Source organism: Serratia aquatilis, from assembly GCF_044865145.1.
GTDB lineage: Bacteria > Pseudomonadota > Gammaproteobacteria > Enterobacterales > Enterobacteriaceae > Chania > Chania aquatilis.
Genome location: NZ_CP173186.1, coordinates 1,678,588 through 1,700,921, shown reverse-complemented (window position 1 = coordinate 1,700,921; position 22,334 = coordinate 1,678,588). Strand labels below are relative to the sequence as shown.

At 49.1% G+C, this 22,334-nt stretch carries 16 protein-coding genes; 7 read left to right on the top strand and 9 right to left on the bottom strand.

Translation table 11 applies throughout. The features are described 5' to 3' along the window. Positions 1-230: 230 nt before the first annotated feature. Both alr and SAQUA_RS07605 read right to left on the bottom strand, forming a co-directional pair. Positions 231-1,460, bottom strand: a complete 1,230-nt coding sequence (gene alr, locus SAQUA_RS07610; protein ID WP_380672249.1) for an alanine racemase — start codon at positions 1,458-1,460, stop codon at positions 231-233. 372 nt (positions 1,461-1,832) lie between these two features. Further along, positions 1,833-2,429: a hypothetical protein gene (locus tag SAQUA_RS07605; RefSeq protein ID WP_380672247.1), complete on the bottom strand. Its 597-nt coding sequence runs from the start codon at positions 2,427-2,429 to the stop codon at positions 1,833-1,835. An 883-nt stretch (positions 2,430-3,312) separates the two neighbouring features. On the opposite strand from SAQUA_RS07605, the gene SAQUA_RS07600 reads away from it, so the two are divergent. After that, a complete protein-coding gene (locus SAQUA_RS07600; RefSeq protein ID WP_380672245.1) occupies positions 3,313-4,374 on the top strand; it encodes a haloacid dehalogenase-like hydrolase in 1,062 nt (353 codons plus the stop codon). 66 nt (positions 4,375-4,440) lie between these two features. On the opposite strand, the gene uraA is transcribed toward SAQUA_RS07600, so the two are convergent. Together uraA and upp are read right to left on the bottom strand one after the other, a co-directional pair. Then, entirely contained in the window at positions 4,441-5,730 is a 1,290-nt protein-coding gene (gene uraA / locus SAQUA_RS07595; RefSeq protein ID WP_380672243.1) for a uracil permease, read from the bottom strand. Between the two features lie 135 nt (positions 5,731-5,865). Beyond that, positions 5,866-6,492, bottom strand: a complete 627-nt coding sequence (gene upp, locus SAQUA_RS07590; RefSeq protein WP_380672241.1) for a uracil phosphoribosyltransferase — start codon at positions 6,490-6,492, stop codon at positions 5,866-5,868. A 470-nt stretch (positions 6,493-6,962) separates the two neighbouring features. Here upp and purM point away from each other — a divergent pair, with 470 nt between their 5' ends. The 3 genes from purM (at position 6,963) to speG (ending at position 9,307) form a co-directional block, all read left to right on the top strand. Next, a complete protein-coding gene (gene purM / locus SAQUA_RS07585; protein WP_380672239.1) occupies positions 6,963-8,000 on the top strand; it encodes a phosphoribosylformylglycinamidine cyclo-ligase in 1,038 nt (345 codons plus the stop codon). After that, positions 8,000-8,638, top strand: a complete 639-nt coding sequence (gene purN, locus SAQUA_RS07580; protein WP_380672237.1) for a phosphoribosylglycinamide formyltransferase — start codon at positions 8,000-8,002, stop codon at positions 8,636-8,638. The genes purM and purN overlap by 1 nt, the downstream gene beginning before the upstream one ends. Positions 8,639-8,752: 114 nt before the next feature. Beyond that, positions 8,753-9,307: a spermidine N1-acetyltransferase gene (gene speG / locus SAQUA_RS07575; RefSeq protein ID WP_380672235.1), complete on the top strand. Its 555-nt coding sequence runs from the start codon at positions 8,753-8,755 to the stop codon at positions 9,305-9,307. A 42-nt stretch (positions 9,308-9,349) separates the two neighbouring features. Here the strand turns inward: speG and SAQUA_RS07570 are convergent, their stop codons facing one another. After that, positions 9,350-9,856: a DUF1993 family protein gene (locus SAQUA_RS07570; protein WP_380672233.1), complete on the bottom strand. Its 507-nt coding sequence runs from the start codon at positions 9,854-9,856 to the stop codon at positions 9,350-9,352. Between the two features lie 481 nt (positions 9,857-10,337). On the opposite strand from SAQUA_RS07570, the gene SAQUA_RS07565 reads away from it, so the two are divergent. After that, positions 10,338-10,889, top strand: coding sequence for a polymer-forming cytoskeletal protein (locus SAQUA_RS07565; protein ID WP_380672231.1), 552 nt, complete (start codon positions 10,338-10,340; stop codon positions 10,887-10,889). A 118-nt stretch (positions 10,890-11,007) separates the two neighbouring features. Here the strand turns inward: SAQUA_RS07565 and pstB are convergent, their stop codons facing one another. The 3 genes from pstB to SAQUA_RS07550 are packed head-to-tail and all read right to left on the bottom strand — an operon-like array spanning position 11,008 to position 15,672. Further along, on the bottom strand, positions 11,008-11,820 hold the full coding sequence (gene pstB, locus SAQUA_RS07560; RefSeq protein ID WP_380672229.1) for a phosphate ABC transporter ATP-binding protein PstB: 813 nt from the start codon (positions 11,818-11,820) through the stop codon (positions 11,008-11,010). A gap of 28 nt (positions 11,821-11,848) precedes the next feature. Further along, on the bottom strand, positions 11,849-13,501 hold the full coding sequence (pstA, locus tag SAQUA_RS07555; RefSeq protein ID WP_380672227.1) for a phosphate ABC transporter permease PstA: 1,653 nt from the start codon (positions 13,499-13,501) through the stop codon (positions 11,849-11,851). After that, positions 13,498-15,672, bottom strand: coding sequence for an ABC transporter permease subunit (locus tag SAQUA_RS07550; protein ID WP_380672225.1), 2,175 nt, complete (start codon positions 15,670-15,672; stop codon positions 13,498-13,500). The genes pstA and SAQUA_RS07550 overlap by 4 nt, the downstream gene beginning before the upstream one ends. A 249-nt stretch (positions 15,673-15,921) precedes the next feature. On the opposite strand from SAQUA_RS07550, the gene ppk1 reads away from it, so the two are divergent. Next, positions 15,922-17,985 (top strand): polyphosphate kinase 1, encoded by a 2,064-nt coding sequence (ppk1, locus tag SAQUA_RS07545; protein WP_380672223.1) that lies wholly within the window; start codon positions 15,922-15,924, stop codon positions 17,983-17,985. Between the two features lie 10 nt (positions 17,986-17,995). Continuing rightward, on the top strand, positions 17,996-19,546 hold the full coding sequence (gene ppx / locus SAQUA_RS07540) for an exopolyphosphatase (RefSeq protein WP_380672221.1): 1,551 nt from the start codon (positions 17,996-17,998) through the stop codon (positions 19,544-19,546). 69 nt (positions 19,547-19,615) lie between these two features. Here the strand turns inward: ppx and SAQUA_RS07535 are convergent, their stop codons facing one another. Next, positions 19,616-21,811 (bottom strand): EAL domain-containing protein, encoded by a 2,196-nt coding sequence (locus tag SAQUA_RS07535; protein WP_380672219.1) that lies wholly within the window; start codon positions 21,809-21,811, stop codon positions 19,616-19,618. Between the last annotated feature and the right edge of the window lie 523 nt (positions 21,812-22,334).

The following is a 22,334-nucleotide window of genomic DNA, read 5'->3' as shown; positions in this document are numbered from 1 at the left end:
ACCAAAACTGGCAGAAAAACGCGGTCAGTCTATCACAGAAAGCAGCCACAGTTGAACCAGCAGTAACAACAATGGTAACAATACGATTTCATGACTGTTTTTTAATCAAAAAGAACTCCCATGCACCCAGATCATTCGGGTGACAGGCAGAATGCCCCTCCAATATGTCACTGCATTGAGAAGAAACATTTATCTGGCAACGGCCAACCACCGCCGCCAGATCGCGCAAATTAATCCACTAGAACGCGTTTGTTGGTCGCCCCCCAGAGGATCGACATCTCGGTAAACAACGCACCGCTAATCTCTTCGACTTCCTCTGCGGTTACCTCCGCCTTACCCTGCTTGCCAAAGAACACAACTTCATCACCTGGGTTAACATTCTTTAGATCCGTGACATCAACCATCACGGTATTCATTGAGGTTTTGCCCACAATCGGCACCCGCTGCCCTTGGATGAGTACATAGCCTGCGTTGCTGAACACCCGGCGATAGCCATCGGCATAGCCTACTGGGATATTCGCCAGCACAGAGTCGCGCTTCAGCTTGTAAGTACGGTCATAACCAACGGTATTACCTTTCGGGTAATGATTCAGCGCGGCAATAGAGGATTTGAAGGTCATGACACGACGGTATTCTGTACTGGCGATAGTATCACCATAAAATACCCCACCGACGCGCACCATATCGAGCCAGGATTCCGGCACGGTCAGCGTGGCGAAGGTGTTGGCAACGTGCAACGTTACGGCATCACGCTTGAGCCCAGTAATATCAAGTACCTGCTGCGACTGGACTTTGAAACGGGCGAGATCTTTCCTGACCGCATCAGCATCTTCTTCCGGATAATGCGACATGATACCGACAATTTTCAGATGACTTAGCTCCGAGATCGCCTTAGCTTCATTCAGACCAGCGGCTTTACTGACTTCCAGCCCATTGCGGGACATGCCACCAGAGTTGAGTGCCAAATGGATCCGCAACGTTTTCCCCTGCTGGGCGGCGATGGCATCCAGACGCTTGGCCATATCCAGATTACCGATCAGTTCTTCAACATCGTAATCTGTAGCCTGGCGCATTTCCTGCTCGGTGGCATTGCGGACGCGCATCAAACGCCCCGTAAAACCCAGCTCACGTACGGTTTTCAGTTCCTGATTGCTGGCAACACCGATGCACTGAACATTGTTTTTCAGCATAATCGGCGTAACCAGAGAAAGATCGTGCCCGTACGCATCCCCTTTCAGAATGGCGCAGAGGGTGGATTTATTCCCCAGCAGCTTCTGAATTTTTTGCGTGTTGTATTCCAGTGCACTGCTCGAGATCTCAATCCTGGCATTGTCCACCACTGCCGGTTGGCTTTTGGCCATGATAGGAATTGGGCTTGTGGTGGTTACGCTGACTGGCTGATGGCAAGCGGTGAGAACTAACAGCGGTATTAATGCTAAATGACGCAAGTGCTGCGACATGCTAACTCCTTAGCAAATTAAAGGTAACTTCCTGAGAATAAATCAGTTTTCTATTTTTCACTGATGATTGGTTTTATACCGACAGAGGTTGCAGCAAAGCATCAAAATATCGGCTTTATGCAATAGACGATAGAAATCAAGCGTTGTCAATCTGATCGTTGGATAAAATGTAGGGAGGTAGCATTTTGATTTTATAAGTTTTTTTAACGTTTCGACTATTTTTACCCCAGCATAACTACCCTGTTTCACCCAACGCGCTGGTCATGGAATGTTAAGGCTTTATCCCTTAATAGCATGCGAACAGCACGGGCGATTAAGGAACAAAACCTAGGCCAGAGTGATACCTGGCGTAATAGCAGAGGCGTTTTTGAATCATCTAGCTACCCTATTAGGTGTGAAGCTTCTTTCCAGGATGGCATTTAGCGTCTCACGCTCATCTTCAAGTGTCGCCTTGGGTAGATTTTTTAAAATTTCATCTCTCACATCGGTTGCTATATAGAGCAATGAGGTTTCTGAAAAGAAAGAGGGCGTTATCAAATAAATAGCAACCCTATCGTGATAGAGTTCCATATAGTTGCTACCAAATAACGATGTTTTCTTTACGATGACAGAGTATTTCTTTTCCATAAACTTACTGAGAATACTAAAGCAATCGTTTTTAAACTGGAGTTGCAACGCAGTTAAACTCTTATTCTGATCAAACAATATAAAAACACTTTTTAGGTCTTCATGAACGATGTCTTTATTCACCTCCTTGTTTTCATTAGGCATTTCCTTGTAAATGTTCCCTCCTAGCTCCTTGTTAACCCCCACGCTCTCTGCATAAGGATGAGTCGCCTTAAACATATCCTCCGTTGTCTGGCCAAATTTCACCGTAAGGGTGCCGGGATTGGAGGCGTATGAGTGACTGCAATAAAAACAAATCGATAAAAAAAGTGACAGGTAACTTAAAAAATAACTAATGTTCATGATGTAATCCTATGATCCTTTCGGGGCGGTAAAACAACCCTCGCAATAAAAACAAGACCCTGGAACTAAGCACTATATTCTTGTATTTTTAGATTCTTGGTTTTATATGCTACTCTCCATAATTATAATATTGCTGACCTATGCAAGTTCTTCATACCCAATGATAAAGCCCCCGCTCAAATTACCTGAGCGTTGGCAACCTTACTCGCCCCATACTTGTGCCCTGCTCCTGCGGTAGTGCTGTTCGCAGCACGCCTGCAACTTAAAGTAACGTGGGTATATACCCTTCATACTTCAAATTGCTTGGTTGTTGGCTGCCTTCGTTCACCCCAGTCACTTACCTGAGTAAGCTCCTGGGGATTCGCTCAGTTGCCGCCTACAAGCAACTCGAATTATTTTGGGTATAATACCCCGTTTTTTAGCTAAGTTGTCATTAACAGAAGAGTTTTGTCAATAACATTAATATTTAAACATAGTTATACTCAGGATGATAATGCTAAAGATAATGCCATGTACAACAGCCACAGCTTAATTTTAATGCAGCTTATGTGATTTTCATTATAAATCACTCTTTTTCAGGGTGAAGGTGCATACCGTCATACGCAATTTATTTCCTTGTGAAATTTCAGGATAGTTCTTAATCAACTTGAAACATTATCCTGTTATTACTCTTATTCACCAGCTACTCGAACGTACGTATTTTGACTGTACGGCAATCCCTTAATTGGCAATCGAGCTATATATTTAAGTTTATACATTCACCGCCTAGATTTAATATTTAAAAACAGGTCAACCACATGAGAAATTTGCGATCCATCCCAAATTTTTGTCAGCATCTATACTTATAATTGCCAAAATATAAAATTCAATAAAGGAGGGTAATATGTTTCAGATGAAGAATATAATGAATCTGGCAATAGCTTTTGGGGTGTTTTTTCACTGTGTAGCAGCCCACGCAACAGAATTAACCTCTTGGCCAAAAGAGCAGGCTAAACAGCTTACTCAACTGATTGTTGAACGAGCTAATAAAGGTGATTTTGCGGTTTTTGATATGGATAATACCACCTATAAAAATGATTTGGAGGAATCACTGATACCCTATATGGAAAATAAGGGCATATTGAAAAGGGATAACATAGATCCCTCACTAGTATTAATTCCATTCAATGATAGTCTTGGTGAAGCCGAGAACCTATACAGCTACTACCACCGTCTTTGCGAAATGGACGATCTGATCTGTTACCCATGGGCGGCACAGATCTTTTCCGGTTTTACCTTACGAGAGTTAAATAAGCAGGTTGACGAACTCATGGCATTGAAGGAAGACATACCAGTAAAATATATCAAGAACAATAAATTACTGCAGAAAAGTGTCTCGCCTCCGCGTCCATTACCAGGTATGCAGCAGCTGTTTGCCAAACTGCAGGAAAACGGTATTGAAGTCTACATTATGAGTGCTGCTCACGAAGAATTGGTACGTATGGTGGCCAGCAATCCGCAATATGGCTATAACGTAAAACCGCAAAATGTCATCGGCATCAATACCCTATTACTCAACCGAAAAACGGGTGACCTGACTACCGCACGCAAACAGATAAAAGCGAATAATTACGTTCCAGAAAGCAACCAGGATCTCACCATTACACCCTATCTGGTTAATCCAATGACATGGTTCGAAGGTAAAGCTGGCAGCATCCTGGCCTATATTGACCAATGGAGAAAGCCAATTTTAGTGGGTGGTGACACACTTTTTTCAGATACCTATATGCTATTTAACAGCGCCGATGCTCAAATCGGCAAGCGCTTGTGGATCAGCAGAAACCCGGAAACCTTAAAACGGTTGGCACAGTTGCAGCAACAGGCGGTACAACAACAGAAAATAGCAGGTCAACCAGCCGATGCCGATAAAAACTGGATAGTCGTCAACCAGCAAGATTTGGAGTAAGTGGAAAGGCGTTTTTGAACGTGCCCCTTGTAAAAGCAAGGGGCACTGGTTAATGAATATTACCTACTATTTATGCTCGGAACGCTCTTCCGGTACGTCGATCACTTCTTCTTCTTTGCGGTAAAGGCTGATCAATTTAAACAGCAGACTCAGGCCAATGCCGACAATCGTCGCCAGTGCCATACCTTTCAATTCCGCAGCCCCAATATGCACTTTGGCACCGCTGACGCCGATAATCAGGATAACTGAAGTCAGGATCAGGTTTTGCGCCTTATTGTAATCCACTTTGGATTCGATCAAGACACGGATCCCCGAAGCACCAATCACACCATACAACAGCAGCGAAACACCACCCATAACCGGTACGGGTACCGCCTGGATCGCCGCGGCCAGTTTGCCCACACAGGAAAGCAGGATAGCCAGAATAGCCGCACCGCCAATCACCCAGGTGCTGTAGACCTTGGTAATTGCCATAACGCCGATATTCTCGCCATAAGTGGTATTTGGCGTTGAGCCGAAGAAGCCGGAAATCACGGTGGAGATGCCGTTGGCGAACATTGAACGATGCAGGCCCGGATCGCGCAGCAGATCTTTCTTGACGATGTTTGCCGTTACCACCAAGTGACCAACGTGCTCGGCAATGACTACCAGTGCCGCAGGCAGGATGGTAAAGATGGCAAACCACTCGAAACGTGGCGTGTAGAAGGTTGGCAAGGCAAACCAGTGCGCTTCACGGATTGGCGTCAGATCCACCACTCCCATAATGAACGACAGGGCATACCCCACCAATACCCCTATCAGGATCGGGATAATGGCCAGAAAACCACGGAACAACACCGAACCCAATACGGTTACGCCCAGCGTCACCAGTGAAATGGTGATGGTAGTGCTATCTGCCGTGGTGCCTTCCGCAGGCAATAATCCCGCCATATTGGCCGCTACACCGGCTAGCTCCAAGCCAATGACGGCAACGATTGCGCCCATTGCCGCAGGTGGGAACATCACATCCAGCCAGCCAGTCCCTGCCTTCTTGACGATCAGGGCAACCAGACAGAACAGAAAGCCGCACATGATAAAGCCGCCCAGAGCGACCTCATAACCCAGCGGCAATAACAGCAGCACTGGCGAAATAAACGCAAAGCTGGAACCAAGATAGGCCGGAATTTTGCCCTTACAGATAAACAGATACAGCAGTGTACCGATACCGTTAAATAGCAGTACCGTCGCCGGGTTGATCTTGAACAGGATCGGCACCAGCACGGTCGCCCCAAACATGGCGAAGAGATGCTGGAAGCTGAGTGGTATGGTCTGTAGCAGCGGCGGACGTTCGCTAACGCCAATGGCGCGACGGGTCATGTGGTTTTTCCTCTGAGTTATTTCAGTCGTGTAAGCGTAGTTATGAATGTTCTCGTAGTTTCAGCTCACAGCCAGCCCGGTGCTGAGGCTTGAAAATAAGAACATAAAAAAGCCGACTCTCTGGTCGGCTTAGATTTATTTAGTACCAAATATCTTATCGCCCGCGTCACCCAGGCCAGGCACGATGTAACCTTTTTCGTTTAGGCACTGGTCAATAGAAGCGGTATACAGCTCAACATCCGGGTGGGCTTTTTCCAGCGCGGCGATCCCTTCAGGGGCCGCAACCAGTACTAATACCTTGATGCTGGTGCAACCGGCTTTCTTCAGCAGATCGATTGTCGCGATCATCGAACCACCAGTGGCGAGCATCGGGTCAACAACCAACGCCATACGTTCTGAGATATTGGACACCAGCTTCTGGAAATATGGCACCGGCTCCAGGGTTTCTTCGTCACGATAGACCCCAACCACGCTGATGCGTGCGCTCGGTACGTGCTCTAATACCCCTTCCATCATACCCAGCCCTGCACGCAGGATTGGCACAACGGTAATTTTTTTCCCTTTAATCTGTTCAATCTCAACCGGCCCGCACCAACCTTCAATGGTGACTTTTTCTGTCACCAAATCGGCTGTCGCTTCATAGGTCAGCAAACTACCCACTTCAGAAGCCAGCTCACGAAAGCGTTTGGTACTGATATCGTGCTCGCGCATCAAACCAAGCTTGTGCTTAACCAGCGGGTGTTTCACCTCAACGATCTTCATTATTTTTCTCCTATTAAGGCGGTTGACGGCCAAAAAATCGCGGGATTATACCGCCTTTTCGTAATCACGCCACTACCATTAGCCGGATCAAGATCAACAAAATGGTGATAATAAAGGGTCAGCCTAGGCTGTGTCCCTTAACTGTCCGTGGTGCCGTCGCAGATCCAAAAGCCCGTTATCAAGCCCGACAACACAGAGAACGCGCTTTTGGGGCGCGACCCGTAGGGCTGGGGCCATTTGCGTGCAGTTAAGGGACACAGCCTAGTATATACCCGGTGGATTTCAAGTTGCAGCAGGCCACGCAGGCATTCAGCCCCAGAAGGTTACAACCCTGAAGAGGACGAAAAACTGGAGCATACCGATAAGGCTCTCGCAAACGTTTGCTTGCGCTGTTAGAATTGCCGCGCCTTGTTCCGGCACAATACCGGAAGCACCGTTTTCAAACCGCAAACCGTCGTGGGGATCGCGCAGTGACCGACAAAACCTCTCTCAGCTATAAAGACGCAGGTGTCGATATCGATGCTGGCAACGCATTGGTAGACCGCATCAAAGGTGTAGTAAAACAAACCCGCCGCCCGGAAGTCATGGGTGGTCTGGGGGGGTTTGGCGCGCTGTGTGCACTACCGCAGAAATACCGTGAACCGGTACTGGTTTCCGGCACCGACGGCGTAGGAACCAAGCTGCGCCTGGCTATGGACCTGAAACGTCATGACACCATCGGTATCGATCTGGTGGCAATGTGTGTGAACGACCTGGTGGTTCAGGGTGCAGAACCCCTGTTCTTCCTAGATTACTATGCCACCGGTAAGCTGGATGTAGAGACTGCAACCAGTGTGATCACCGGGATTGCCGAAGGATGCAAGCAGGCTGGTTGTGCATTGGTAGGGGGCGAAACCGCCGAAATGCCAGGGATGTACCATGGAGAAGACTACGACGTAGCGGGTTTTTGCGTAGGCGTGGTTGAGAAATCCGAAATCATCGATGGTAGCAAGGTGCAGTCTGGCGATGTATTGATTGCCTTGGGGGCATCGGGGCCTCACTCCAACGGCTACTCGCTGGTGCGTAAAATTCTGGAAGTGAGTCATACCGACCCTACCACGACTCAACTCGCAGGCAAACCGTTGGCGGATCATCTGCTGGCACCTACCCGAATTTATGTCAAATCCATACTGGAACTGATTGAGAAAGTCGACGTTCACGCTATCGCGCACCTGACCGGTGGCGGTTTCTGGGAAAACATCCCACGCGTGTTGCCTGAAGGGATACAGGCCGTGATCGACGAATCAAGCTGGCAGTGGCCGGAAGTTTTCAGTTGGTTGCAACAGGCAGGCAACGTCAGCCGCCACGAAATGTACCGCACCTTTAACTGTGGTGTCGGTATGGTCATTGCGCTGCCGGAAGGTTCGGTTGAAGAAGCCCTTGCCCTGTTGACTGCCGCTGGTGAAAAAGCCTGGAAGATCGGTAAACTGATCGCTTCCTCTGACGAGCAGCAAGTGGTTATTCAGTGATGAAAAAGATTGTGGTGTTGGTCTCTGGCCAAGGGAGTAATCTCCAGGCGTTGATTGACGCCTGCCAGCAGGGCCGGATTGCCGCCAATATTGTGGCGGTATTCAGCAATAAATCTCAGGCTTACGGCCTGCAGCGCGCCAAAGAAGCTGGTATTGACGCCCATGCGCTGGATGCCAAAGCCTATGTCGATCGCCAAGCTTTTGACAACGCGCTGGCGCAATCTATCGACCAATACCAGCCCGATCTGGTGGTGCTGGCAGGTTATATGCGCATCCTCAGTAACACCTTTGTGCAGCACTACCAAGGACGCATGCTGAATATTCACCCTTCCCTGCTGCCAAAGTATCCAGGATTGCATACTCATCGTCAGGCTATTGACAATGGTGATAGCGAGCACGGCACCTCAGTGCACTTCGTCACCGAGCAACTCGACGGTGGCCCCGTGATCTTGCAGGCTAAAGTACCTATCTTCCAAGGCGACGAAGAAGATGAAGTGATTGAGCGGGTACAAACTCAGGAACACACTATTTACCCGCTGGTGGTGAACTGGTTCATTGAAGGCCGCTTGGCGATGCGTGACAACGCCGCCTGGTTGGACGGTGAACGCCTGCCAGCACAAGGGTATGCGGCGGACTGATGACCACAATCTGAAGCTATACTAAACGGTGTCCTGCGCGGCACCGTTTTTTTTCCCCGTAATTCATTCTCTGAAGTTATACTTTTCACAATTTAACGACATAGAGGAACACGCATGTCCAGCACTGCCAGCGTCAAACTTCGCCCACTTGAGCGCGATGATTTGGCGTTCGTCCACCAAATGGATAACAACGCCAGCGTGATGCGCTACTGGTTCGAAGAGCCGTATGAAGCCTTTGTTGAGCTTGCCGATCTGTATGACAAACACATTCACGATCAGAGTGAGCGGCGTTTTATCATTGAGCATGAAGGTGCCAAGGTCGGGCTGGTTGAACTGGTGGAGATCGACCATATCCACCGCCGCGCCGAATTCCAAATCATTATCGATCCGGCGCATCAAGGCAAAGGCTATGCCAGCACTGCCGCTAAACTGGCGATGGATTACGGCTTTTCAGTGCTTAATCTCTACAAGCTGTATCTGATCGTCGACAAAGAGAATCCGAAAGCGATCCATATTTACAGCAAGTTAGGGTTTGAGGTTGAGGGCGAGTTGATTGATGAATTCTTTGTGAATGGTGAGTATCGCACCGTACTGCGCATGTGCATCTTCCAACCACAATATCTGGCGAAATTCAAAAACCCGCAACCAGGCGAAAAACCTCGGGGTTAACAGCAGAAAACGGGGAGAACGCTCTCCCCGGATGGCCATTGATTACACCGCGCCCAGATAATCCATCTTACCCAGTTCAACACCTTGATTGCGCAGAATGTTATAGGCAGTAGTCAGGTGGAAATAAAAGTTGGGAATGGCAAAGGTCAGCAGAAAACTTTCTGCAGTGAAGTCCAAGTCACGCATTTTGCTCGTCAGCACAATTTTCCGCCCCTCGGCTTCGGCAAAATCCGTTGGCTGGAAACGCTGAACGTAAGCAATGGTTTTATCAATCCGTTGATACAGTTGAGCAAAGCTGGTTTCGTCATCCGGCATTGGTGGTATTTCCTGCCCGGTAAGCCTGGCAACCGCACCTTTGGCAGTATCACTGACGATCTGCACCTGCCGCAGCAGAGGGAACATATCTGGCGCCAGGCGGGCTTCAAGTAGCACACTTTCTGCCAACTGCTTCTCCAACAAGAATTGTTCACCTTTTAGCAATAAACCAGACAGGATCTGCAAACCGCGAACAAACTGCAAAGGGCTATGAGCATAAATCGACAAAGACATAAAACCTCCTGATTTTAACAACGTGCTTCCGACACAAATCTTACACTTACTGGTGCGATAATACGTTGAGTAACTCAATAATGTTTTTCCGTATGCTATTGAATCCCAATCATCCGTGGTTGCTATTTTTCACTTTGGGTGATCGTCATTTTTTATCGGTAAAATGGAATAATGAATTAATGCACATTATTGGGTATCATCTTCTGCGAGATGGGTCGCCCCAAAGGAGCAGTAAGTTAGCTGCAAAAAGACAATGCAGGCCTCCCTTACCCGTTGCAGAATGGAATTCAAACGGCCTGGAAATATGCGTAATTACAACTTGTTATGGTGTTTATGGGTATTATGGGCTTTGCTGATAATACTCTGGCTGACAGGGATCAGCTTCACCGAATTCAACTTAGACCGCGTGTTACCGGCAGCCTTGTTATTGACGCTGTTGGCAACCCTGGTGTTTACCTACAAAATTACAAGGAAGGATAAAATGTTATCATTCAATAAACAAAAGAAAACCATTAATGAGCCAAAACCGCAGGACATGAATGATCAGCCCACCGTTCATGCCGAAACTCCTACTTCGGCTGACGTTGCCGACGCAATCAAACCGATTCGGGCAAAGAAAGATACTTTTATCTCCAATGGATCCCAGTTTACCGGCGTGATTGAAGGTGATGGCAACATTGTTGTCGAAGGGAAAGTGGAAGGAAATATTCTTTGTACGCATATGGTTCGCATTGAGAACAGCGGCCATGTCAAAGGTGAGATCCGTGCTCAACAAATCATGATTAATGGTGCAGTTGAGGGCCGTTGCTATGCAGACTCGCTATCGATTCAAGCCAAAGGCAGCATGCGCGGGGATATTTTTGCCGACGAGATTTCGATCGAGAAAGGCGGCATCTTTATTGGTCAGTCGCAGTTAATGCAAAAAGCACAGCCCCAGTCGCAACCTGCTGCGACAAAAATCACCTCACTGAAGACTGCCTCCGAACCCACCGAACATGCAGCACAAGATATCTTGTCGAGCAAACAGGCCTGAGCAAGATACGCCAAATCATTCTAGGCTGTGTCCCTTAACTGTCCGTGGTGCCGTCGCAGACCCAAAAGCCCATTAAGTAGCTTAAAAGCTAAACGGAACTGGGTAACCACAGCCAGCATCAGCCATAGCGCCCTGTAATGTAATCCTCCGTTCGCCGTTGACGCGGCGACGTGAAAATACCATCGGTGTCGTTATACTCTACCAGCGCCCCTTGGTGGATAAATGCCGTGTAGTCTGAAACCCGAGCCGCCTGCTGCATGTTGTGCGTGACCAACACCACGCTGTAGCGCTGTTTCAGCGCTGAAATCAATTCCTCAATGGTTAAGGTAGAGATTGGGTCAAGCGCCGATGTCGGCTCATCAAGCAGTAACACTTCGGGTTCAATGGCAATGGCGCGCGCAATCACCAGCCGCTGTTGCTGGCCGCTGGAAAGACGAAAGGCGTTCTCACGCAGCCGGTCTTTTACTTCATGCCACAATGCCGCAGCTCGCAAAGAGCGCTCTACCGCTTCATCTAAAATACGGCGGTCGCCAATGCCTTGCAGCCGCAGACCGTAAACCACATTTTCATAAATTGATTTCGGAAATGGATTGGGCCGCTGGAATACCATACCCACTCGCCTCCGCAGAGCAGCAACATCAACCTGCAATCCCGAAATAGTTTCCCCATTAAGCTGTAACTCACCTTCGATACGGCAATTGTCAACCAGATCGTTCATACGGTTAAAACAGCGTAATAGCGTCGATTTTCCGCAGCCCGAAGGCCCGATAAAAGCGGTCACTCGATGCTTGGGAATACGTAAGGAAATATCATGCAGCACCTGTTTGTTGCCATAAAAAAGATTCAGGTTGCGCACTGATAATGTGGTCTGTTCATCAGCAAGCTGCTGAACATCCAGCCGGGGTAAACTGCCTGGCGTTATCAAGCCCATCGTCAACTTCCCAAAAGTGTTAATAGCATCACTGCGACCATACCCTATACCGCTCCCTCAGCGAGTGTCGGATGCCCATTGCCGCCAGATTCAGCCCCACGACAATCAACACCAGCAACAATGCTGTGGCAAATACCAGTGGCCGGGCAGCTTCCACACTAGGGCTTTGAAACGCCATATCGTAGATTTGAAAGCTCAGGTGCATAAACTTTCGCTCCAGATGCAGGTAGGGGAAAATATTGTCTACCGGCAACACCGGTACCGATTTTACCACGCCAACCAACATTAACGGGGCCGTCTCTCCGGCAGCTCGCGCCACTGCCAGAATCAGACCGGTCATCATCGCCGGGGCCGCCATAGGCAAGACAATTCGCCACAATGTTTCTGCCTGAGTAGCCCCCAGAGCCAAGGATCCTTGTCGCAACGAAATCGGTATGCGAGAAAGCCCCTCTTCGGTTGCCACAATCACTACCGGCAAGGTTAACAGTGCCAGAGTCAGCGCAGCCCAAAGCACGCCCGGCGTACCAAAGGTCGGGTTCGGTAACGATTCGCTAAACAACAGTTGGTCGAGCGTGCCACCGACCATATAGACGAAGAACCCCAGCCCAAATACGCCATAGACAATCGAAGGGACCCCCGCCAGATTCACCACCGAGATACGGATCAGGCGCGTAAGCAGATTATTTCCCGCATATTCATGCAAATATATCGCCGCAATCACGCCAAACGGCATCACGATGATCGACATCAGGATCACCATTAATACCGTGCCGAATATCGCCGGGAATACCCCACCTTCCGTGTTGGCTTCTCTTGGGCTTTCTGTCATGAATTTCTTTATCTGGTCGCCCCAATGCAGCAGCTTCTGCCCAGTCCCCATAGCATTCGGATACCAGGCATCCCGCACCTGGCTCAGTGGAATAGTGTGAATTTGCCCATGCATATCGCGCAATAATAACGCATCCCGTTGGCTGTCGCGTTCCAACCCTTTGAGTTTTGTCGCCAGCTCTTGATATTGCCTTTGCAGTTCAATACGTTCGGCACGGATTGCTGCTTGCCAGCGGGCATCCAGCTCATTGTCCCGCAGCAAACGTTTCTCACGCAGGCGCAAGTCCTCAAATTGCTCATTAATCTGCGCCATATCACCAGACTGAATGTTATGTGCCTGACGCGAAAGTGCGGCAATCTGCGGCAGGCGTTGTTGCAATGCCTGAGCAAGATCGCGACCGGTCAACGGTTGACCATCCTCCAACATTCCAGCCAGATATCCATAAGCCGTTCCGTTGACGTTCCGTTCCAGCACCAGTAAGTCAGTTGGCGTACTCTGGCTGCGCACATCGGAAGCCAGCAGAGTACGGAAATCCTGCCCCTCAATCTCACGATTACCCACCTTGATTAAATAACGGGTAAAGCTCTGCGCGTCCCCTGGAGGTAAGGTCACACCTGCATCTTGCAGTTGCCTGCGTGAAATCGTCTGCCGCTGGTAAAGTTCGCCAATCAGTGTCACCGGGCCAGCCGCAGTCTGGTTCAGTTCGAACTGATACACCGGGCTAGGCCAGAAATAGCGCATTCCCTGCCCGGCCAAGAGCAACAGGATAGCGATCAATGCCAACAAACTTACCGCCACCGAGGCGGCCGTCAGCCAAATCCACGGGGAACCACTCCTCACCCAGGATTTCATGGTGACTCCTGGTTCAGCGAATAACGCTCACGCAAGCGTAGCCTGATAGCTTCTGCCAATGAGTTGAACGCAAAGGTGAAAATAAACAGCACCAACGCAGTAAGCAACAGAACTCGATAATGGCTGCTACCCGGCACCGCTTCAGGCATTTCGATAGCAATGTTGGCGGCCATGGCTCGCAGCCCCTGGAACAGACTGCCATCCATGGTTGGCGTATTGCCAGTGGCCATCAGAACAATCATGGTTTCCCCTACAGCCCGGCCAAAGCCAATCATCAAGGCAGAAAAAATGCCTGCACTGGCCGAAGGTAAAACAACGTGAATCAGGGTTTGCCACTGGGTAGCCCCCAAGGCCAGCGATCCCTGACTGAGCGCACTGGGTACGCTGAATAGCGCATCCTCAGCCAACGAAAAAATAATCGGCACCAGCGCAAATCCCATCGCCATCCCGACCACCAATGTATTACGTTGATCGTAATCTTCACCCAACCAAAAATGCAGAGGCTCACCAAATAGCCTGAGTTCCAGCCAAGGCCCGACGGCAAGCGCCAACCAAATGGTCAGAACCACCAGCGGCAAAAGCAGCAGTAAATCCACTCCTGGAGGCAGCGGTTGTGTAACTAACCGATTCACCAGCCAGCCCGTTGCCAAAACCACCAACGCCAACAATAGCGGCAAGGCCAAGACGGCCAGCAGATAATGCTCAATCATCGGTGCCAACCAGATCCCGGCAATCAATCCGATCACTACCGTCGGCAACGCCCCCATCACTTCTACCGCAGGTTTAACCACTCGCCGCAACCCTGCCGACATAAAGCAGGCTGTATAAATTGCCCCAGCCAATGCCAGCGGCACCGCGAATAGCATCGAATAACCTGCGGCCTTGAATGTGCCGAAAATTATCGGCATCAGACTGAATTTCGCCTGATAGCTATCTTCACCGGAGGTGGATTGCCACACATAGGTCGGCTCTGGATAATTTTCATACCATAACCTGTGCCATAAAGAGCGCCAGGTCACATCAGGATAGAGATTGTCCACGGCGTAATGTTGCCAACCCTGGGCGGTTTCCAACAATAATCCATCCCCGCGTGCAGCGAATGCCACTTGCCATGCTCCGGCAGATAGCTTGGTTTTCAGCAAGGGGAGGGGTTGAATACTGGAAAACAGAGCAAATACCCCGTCAGGCTGCAAAGTCGCAAATACCCGCCGATAGGGCTCTGTCACCAATACATCCGATGATGATGCCTGGTGAGCGAAATTCTGGATACGAGTCAATTGGCGATGCTGGTTTTTCGCCACATCGAACCATTCGCTCATGCTGCCGTCAGCGGCACGAATCAATAGAGCACTACCGCCTGGTAATGCCGTCAAATGGTAAGGTGGCTGTTCGCCAAGAGTGACGGTCTCGCTTAAGTGTAACCGTGCGCCGTCAACCTGATAGCGGGCCAGTTGATTGCCGGTAAGCAAAAAAAGTTGGCGACCATCTGGTGTCAGCAGTATTTGCTGTGCGGCCGAAGCCAGCTGTATTTCCGTTTGTTGCGCCGGTTCTATAGAACCGAATCGCCCAAGTAGCAACCGATGATCGTCAGTCACTGCCGCCAGCAGGAAATTCCCTTTGCGGGGTTCGGCCAACGCCATCAGCGTCAGCGACCGCTCTCGAGGATCGAAGGTTAAAGGTGTTTGCCCCAATGGGAAACGCCATTGAGCTTCACCTGCGTCTGTGGTAGCAAAATCCGCCTGAGCGACTAACCAGCGGCCATCAGCTTGTGCCAGTGCGAACAGGTCTCCCTCGCCGACAGCCTGAGCCAGCAACGTGGGCCTGGTCAACAATGTCTGCTGTACCAAAGGGTGCCCGGCTGGAAGATTGTCTTGTGTCACCAAACGATAGAAGTGCCCTACTCCCTGTTCATCAATGCGATACCCGACGCGTTGCTGAACGTCCATCCCAATGGCTAATGACGGCGAGGAACTGGCTATCGGTATTGTTCTGGGTAACCCCACCGAAGCCGTTTTGAACAACGGTAGTACCGATAACAACAAATAGACAAAAATCAGCATCAACATTATCAAAACCAGCAACCCACTGCCGGTAACAACCCGGCGTACGCCACGATCAACGAACGCACGCAGGCGATCGCGGGGATGTTGGTTAAGGGGTATCTGCGCCATGTCTCTGTCGTCAGTTCCGTTCGCTGGTTTACCTTCAAAGATAACCGGGCATCTTATGTCATTTTTATGACGTTTGTATGACAAAGTTTTCGCTACGGATAGCCAATGAGTTTCAGGTTATTGCTCGTAAACTTGATAGCATTAACGCCAGAGATATGTTGGACATTCCTGCCGATCTCTCGCAATAATGACATAGAGACTAGGGGCGCGGCGTCCCGGATCCTTTTCTGAAATTGAACTGGAGTGGCAATGGGTCAGGAAAAGCGCTATATCGACAAAGAATTGAGCTGGTTGTCCTTTAATGAACGCGTATTGCAGGAAGCCGCTGACAAGAGTAATCCGCTGATTGAACGGATGCGGTTCTTGGGTATTTACTCCAATAACCTTGATGAGTTCTATAAGGTCCGCTTTGCCGATCTGAAGCGGCACATATTAATCAGCGAAGAGCAGGGTTCATCCGGTACCTCACGCCATTTGCTGAAAAAAATCCAGGCCAAGGTGTTGAAAACCGATCAGGAGTTCGACAGCCTGTACAACGATCTGTTGTTGGAGATGGCACGTAACCAGATTTTCCTGATCAACGAACGCCAGGTTTCTGAGAACCAGCAGATCTGGCTGCGGCAATACTTTAAGCAGCATCTGCGCCAACACATTACTCCCATTGTCATTAATCACGACACCAATCTGGTGCAGTTCCTGAAAGACGATTATACCTACCTTGCGGTGGAGATTATTCGTGGGACTCGCACCGATTATGCGTTACTGGAAATCCCTTCCGATAAAGTGCCTCGTTTCGTTAATTTGCCACCGGAAGCTCCACGCCGACGTAAGCCAATGATCTTGCTTGATAATATCCTTCGCTACTGCCTGGATGATATCTTCAAGGGTTTCTTCGATTATGATGCGCTCAACGCCTATTCGATGAAAATGACCCGCGATGCCGAGTACGATCTGGTGACCGAAATGGAATCCAGCCTGTTGGAACTGATGTCTTCGAGCCTGAAACAGCGTCTGACAGCGGAACCGGTGCGTTTTGTTTATCAACGCGATATGCCGAATGAAATGGTAGAACTGCTGCGCAACAAGTTGGGGATTTCCAACTATGACTCGGTGATTGCCGGTGGCCGCTACCACAATTTTAAAGATTTCATCAGCTTCCCTAACGTCGGCAAAGCCAATCTCGTCAACCCGCCGATGCCCCGTCTGCGTCATATCTGGTTCGACAAGTTCCGCAATGGCTTTGACGCAATCCGCGAAAAGGATGTGTTGCTGTACTATCCGTACCATACTTTCGAACACGTACTGGAACTGTTACGCCAAGCCTCGTTCGATCCGAGCGTGTTAGCTATCAAAATCAATATCTATCGCGTAGCCAAGGACTCACGCATCATCGAGTCGATGATCCATGCTGCCCATAACGGCAAGAAAGTGACCGTTGTGGTTGAGCTGCAGGCCCGTTTTGACGAAGAAGCCAATATTCATTGGGCGAAGCGGCTGACCGAGGCGGGTGTTCATGTGATTTTCTCTGCGCCAGGGCTGAAGATACACGCCAAACTATTCCTAATCTCACGCCGTGAAGGCGATGACATTGTGCGCTACGCTCATATAGGTACCGGAAACTTTAACGAGAAAACGGCCCGTATTTATACCGACTACTCGTTACTTACCGCCGATTCTCGTATCACTAATGAGGTTCGCCGGGTATTCAATTTTATTGAAAATCCATACCGGCCAGTGACTTTCGACAATCTGATGGTTTCGCCACAGAATTCACGCCGGATGTTATATGAGCTGATCGATCGCGAAATTGCCAACGCGCTGTCAGGTGAAAATGCCAGCATTATGCTGAAAATCAATAATCTGGTGGATACTGGGCTAGTAGATCGGTTATATACCGCTTCCGCCGCTGGCGTTAAAGTTCGTCTGTTGGTTCGCGGTATGTGTTCCTTGATCCCTAACCAGCCCGGAGTCAGTGATAATATTCAAGTAATCAGCATCGTAGATCGCTTTCTGGAACATGATCGGGTCTATGTATTCGAAAACAAAGGTGACAAACGGGTTTATCTCTCTTCTGCAGATTGGATGACCCGAAACATAGATTACCGCATAGAAGTGGCAGTATCACTGTTGGATCCCGCGTTGAAACAGCGCGTTCTTGATATTTTGGAGATCTTGTTCAGCGATACGGTAAAAGCCCGTTACATCGATAAAGAACTGAGCAACCAGTATGTACCGCGTGGCAATCGTCGCAAAGTACGTGCCCAGGTGGCCATTTATGAGTATTTAAAAGCTCTGGAACAACCAGGAAACTAGGCCAGCAACTATGCCACTAAAAAGCACTACAACCAATAAACCGTTGGAAATCGCAGCCATCGATCTCGGTTCTAACAGTTTTCACATGGTGATAGCTCGCGTCGTGAATGGCGCTTTACAGGTATTGGGCCGTTTAAAACAGCGGGTACACCTTGCCGATGGTTTAGACAGCAATAATGTGCTCAGTGAAGAGGCAATGGAAAGGGGCTTGGCCTGCCTGGCGCTATTTGCCGAACGATTACAAGGCTTTTCCGCTGATAACGTCACCATCGTAGGTACGCACACTTTACGCCAGGCGATAAACGCCGAGGTGTTTCTAAAACGCGCTGCGAAGGTGATCCCTTACCCCATCGAGATTATTGCCGGCCAAGAAGAAGCTCGTCTGATATTCATGGGGGTTGAACACACGCAACCAGAGAAAGGCCGTAAACTAGTTATCGACATCGGTGGCGGCTCGACCGAACTGGTGATTGGTGAGGACTTTGAGCCCTTGCTGGCGGAAAGTCGCCGTATGGGCTGTGTGAGTTTTGCGCAACAATTTTTCCCTGCTGGTGAAATCAGTAAAACCAACTTCAAACGTGCTCGTCTGGCGGCGGCACAAAAACTGGAAACCCTGGCATGGCAATATCGCATTCAGGGTTGGCAATACGCGCTAGGCGCCTCTGGCACCATCAAAGCAGCCCATGAAGTGCTGGTCGCTATGGGCGAAAAAGACGGCCTGATTACTCCTGACAGGCTAGAGATGCTGGTCGAGCAAGTGTTGCAGTTTAAAAACTTCAGTACCTTGAGCCTTCCTGGGCTGTCGGAAGACCGTCAGTCGGTCTTTGTGCCTGGTCTGGCTATTCTGTGCGGGGTGTTTGATGCGTTGGCCATTCGCGATTTGCGTCTGTCCGATGGGGCGTTACGTGAAGGCGTGTTGTACGAGATGGAAGGCCGATTCCGTCATCAGGATATTCGCAGCCGTACGGCGACCAGTCTGGCCGATCACTATAATATTGACCGTGAACAGGCGAAACGCGTACTTGAAACAACCGAGCTACTATACGCTCAGTGGATGGCGCAAAATACCAAGCTGGTACAACCGCAGCTTGAAGCGTTATTACGATGGGCCGCCATGTTGCATGAAGTTGGGCTGAGCATCAATCATAGCGGCATGCATCGCCATTCTGCCTATATACTGCAAAATACCAACCTGCCCGGCTTCAATCAGGAGCAGCAAATTTTGTTAGCGGCGCTGGTGCGCTTCCATCGCAAAGCGATAAAACTCGAAGAGTTACCCCGGCTGAACCTGTTCAAGAAAAAATACTATCTGCCATTGATCCAACTGCTGCGCCTGAGCACTCTGCTCAACAACCAACGGCAATCTACCACCACGCCTGAAACCTTGCGCCTGGAAACCGATGATAACCACTGGACGCTACGCTTCCCTGCCGGTTACCTGGCCCAAAACAACCTGGTACAGTTGGATTTTGAGCGTGAACAGGCTTACTGGAATGACGTTGTAGGCTGGAATTTGATAATTGAAGAAGAGAATACCCAGGACGAACAACCCGCAGCATAACAAGTTGATTGAACGACTCGGCCGATGAATAGGCCGAGTCAGCCCAATATACAAGGTGTGCCCCCTAAATCAGTCAAGCCGTGGCAGCAAAATCTGCTTCGAGGAGACCATCGGCAGTAACGATGCAAGTGGCTGTGGTTCACCAATAAAATACCCTTGCATATAATCCACCCCGAGGTTTTTGAGCACATCGCGCTGCTCTGCAGTTTCAACATACTCAGCGACAATTGATAGCCGTTGCATTAAGGCGACTTTACAGATTGACGAGATAATCTGGTAATCCACTTTATTGGTCAGCATTCCACGCACAAAACTGCCATCTATCTTCAACGTATCCACAGGCAACGCCTTAAGGCGGTCATAAGTGGCATAGCCGGTACCAAAATCATCCAGGGCGATACGGCACCCCATTTCATGGAGCTCTTTCAGCGAGTTTTTGGCATACCTGATATCTTGAACCAGGTGGGACTCGGTCACTTCCAGAATGAGCTGATAAGGCTCAATCTGATACTGCCGCAACGAATCACGTATATCCTGACACAGTCCAGGCCGACACAGTGAAGACGGTGAAAGGTTCACCGCAAAACGCGCGCTGGGCAAAACCTCACGGTTACGCTCCATAAATTGGAGGGTTTGGCGTAGCACCCACCTATCCAACTGATAGGCTAGGCCAAACTCATGTACTACCGGTAAAAACTCATTTGGTAACAGGGTATTACCCTCATCATCCAACATGCGCAGGAGGATCTCGTGGTAAGTATCCCCACGCACGCCAACGATAGGCTGTGCCATCAGCACAAAGCTATCGTTATCCAGCGAACGTTGAACCCAATGCAACAGGGAAACTTTGCGCTTGACATCATCTTGCGCAACATGATGATCGTTTTGCATGTTCTCTGGCCGGCCACTGGTCAGCGATATTTCCGCCAATGAGCTCAATTCCCCCAGCAATAGATGCAAATGTTCCACTTCAGAATAAACACCGCAGAAACTGATCCCCAATGGTGGATGAATTGGCAGACCATTCCATACTAACCGGAACTTTTCCAACACAACCTGAATGTTGGCTACCTTCGCTTCACCATCGGAACCATTAAGACGTAATACCAAGTCATACCCAGGCAGATGGTAAACATCTTCCCCTTCCTCTAATACGGTGCGTAAGCTCCCTGCCAATTTCTGTTTAAAGCGGATACGCAACTGCATACCATAGTTACGGCTGAGTAAATCCAACTCGGAAATACGCAAAAAACAGAGTGTGGAACGCGGGGCTTTCGCCAGATCGCGTTTCAACGCACGCAAGTTTGGCAAACCGATCACCGGATCCTTCAACGAAGCGCTCTGTGCCTTGGCATGATCCATACGCTGGCGGGTGTGGATAGCTGAAGTCAGAAGAATGCTGAGAGTGAAGGCCAGCATCATAGAAGAAATCATTGTCAGGTTATGCAGCAGATTATTCCACTGCACATAACCCGGATAATTAAAGAACAGCACTAACAGGGTTATTGCCCAGATAATGCCATTGAACTGAAAACCGAAGCGCATTGCGCTATAAAGCATGACTGGTAATAACAGTGTCAGAGTGAAGTCAGGAACTTGCATCACATTGGTATCTGCCGTGTGATAGGCAAGGATCAAAACCAGCACACTGAGTACGACAAACCACAGTTGTAATTCGCCATTTTTTACTGATGGCGCCATCTCCTGGCGAATACGCCCTAAAAGCACCCTGGCAAATTTGGGGTTATTCAAAATCCGCAAAACAAAATAGAACAGCTTCATGGAAGAGAGGCAGCCGATCAGGATAGCCTGGAAGTTGATCAACGTATGCAGGTTGTTCCCATTGCCTGAAAGCAGACCAAATTCGTCCGGCAACAGATCGAGGCCTATGACCAGTTGTAAACCAAAGATAAACAGCACAGGAGGTGCCAGTACCAGCCAGATAAGCCGGTATTTGCCAAGTTTTAACTCGGTCATTCCCGCACACCAACGCCGCTGTGACTGACAGCGATAACCCAGCCAGCACACGCTCAGGCACGCCATGTAAATCAGCGTCATGACGATGTCAATGGAAACACTTTCCCGGTCGGAATAACGAACAATAATCGCAACAGCAATGCCCGGTAGTGCACGCCAGTCGTACACCATTAACAAAGAAAAACAGACCGCCAGTGGCAGATAAACCAGATAGGCTTTACCATCAGGCAGCATCAGACGTGGCGAGAGCCAGCCGGCAACGGGCAACAGCAGCAGGCTCAGCACCATAGGCTGTCCCCACCAACGGTCCCGTAATTTATTCCAGAAACTTAAAATACCCATCAAGATACTGTATCCGCTAAGGCGTGATTTATTTCGTCGATTAAGCGTATTCACATCGCAGCCAAGGCAAGATCAGAACCAGCCTCAAACCATTCAAAAAGTCAGCGGGCACTGCGGGTTCAGCATCAAGAATGACTGTTAATACAATTCACTGCAACAGCTTAAGATTCGACCACATTCAATTAATAAGTAAAAAACGAACGGACATGATTATGACGTTTTTATGTCAATAATAACCCATTAATACAAAACAAAAAATCAGATAAACTCTGTAAAATGATTAAATCGCTTTATCAATCAAAAGGAAATAAATAGACATTTTTTGACATCACCGTATAGAATTCCATATTCAAACGGATGAATACTGGTGAAAGTATTCAAAAAAGTAATAAGCCCTGTCATTTTTTGGTGACAGACCACGGCATTGAAGCACACACTTACATTGCCAGGGATAGCGTTACTGACGGAA

What these genes read in the sequence shown, in the direction of transcription:
- alr (WP_380672249.1), bottom strand. Translation starts at nt 1,460, where the DNA reads ATGTCGCAGCACTTGCGTCATTTAGCATTAATACCGCTGTTAGTTCTC.
- SAQUA_RS07605 (WP_380672247.1), bottom strand. Translation starts at nt 2,429, where the DNA reads ATGAACATTAGTTATTTTTTAAGTTACCTGTCACTTTTTTTATCGATT.
- SAQUA_RS07600 (WP_380672245.1), top strand. Translation starts at nt 3,313, where the DNA reads ATGTTTCAGATGAAGAATATAATGAATCTGGCAATAGCTTTTGGGGTG.
- uraA (WP_380672243.1), bottom strand. Translation starts at nt 5,730, where the DNA reads ATGACCCGTCGCGCCATTGGCGTTAGCGAACGTCCGCCGCTGCTACAG.
- upp (WP_380672241.1), bottom strand. Translation starts at nt 6,492, where the DNA reads ATGAAGATCGTTGAGGTGAAACACCCGCTGGTTAAGCACAAGCTTGGT.
- purN (WP_380672237.1), top strand. Translation starts at nt 8,000, where the DNA reads ATGAAAAAGATTGTGGTGTTGGTCTCTGGCCAAGGGAGTAATCTCCAG.
- speG (WP_380672235.1), top strand. Translation starts at nt 8,753, where the DNA reads ATGTCCAGCACTGCCAGCGTCAAACTTCGCCCACTTGAGCGCGATGAT.
- SAQUA_RS07570 (WP_380672233.1), bottom strand. Translation starts at nt 9,856, where the DNA reads ATGTCTTTGTCGATTTATGCTCATAGCCCTTTGCAGTTTGTTCGCGGT.
- SAQUA_RS07565 (WP_380672231.1), top strand. Translation starts at nt 10,338, where the DNA reads ATGTTATCATTCAATAAACAAAAGAAAACCATTAATGAGCCAAAACCG.
- pstB (WP_380672229.1), bottom strand. Translation starts at nt 11,820, where the DNA reads ATGGGCTTGATAACGCCAGGCAGTTTACCCCGGCTGGATGTTCAGCAG.
- pstA (WP_380672227.1), bottom strand. Translation starts at nt 13,501, where the DNA reads ATGAAATCCTGGGTGAGGAGTGGTTCCCCGTGGATTTGGCTGACGGCC.
- SAQUA_RS07550 (WP_380672225.1), bottom strand. Translation starts at nt 15,672, where the DNA reads ATGGCGCAGATACCCCTTAACCAACATCCCCGCGATCGCCTGCGTGCG.
- ppk1 (WP_380672223.1), top strand. Translation starts at nt 15,922, where the DNA reads ATGGGTCAGGAAAAGCGCTATATCGACAAAGAATTGAGCTGGTTGTCC.
- ppx (WP_380672221.1), top strand. Translation starts at nt 17,996, where the DNA reads ATGCCACTAAAAAGCACTACAACCAATAAACCGTTGGAAATCGCAGCC.
- SAQUA_RS07535 (WP_380672219.1), bottom strand. Translation starts at nt 21,811, where the DNA reads ATGGTGCTGAGCCTGCTGCTGTTGCCCGTTGCCGGCTGGCTCTCGCCA.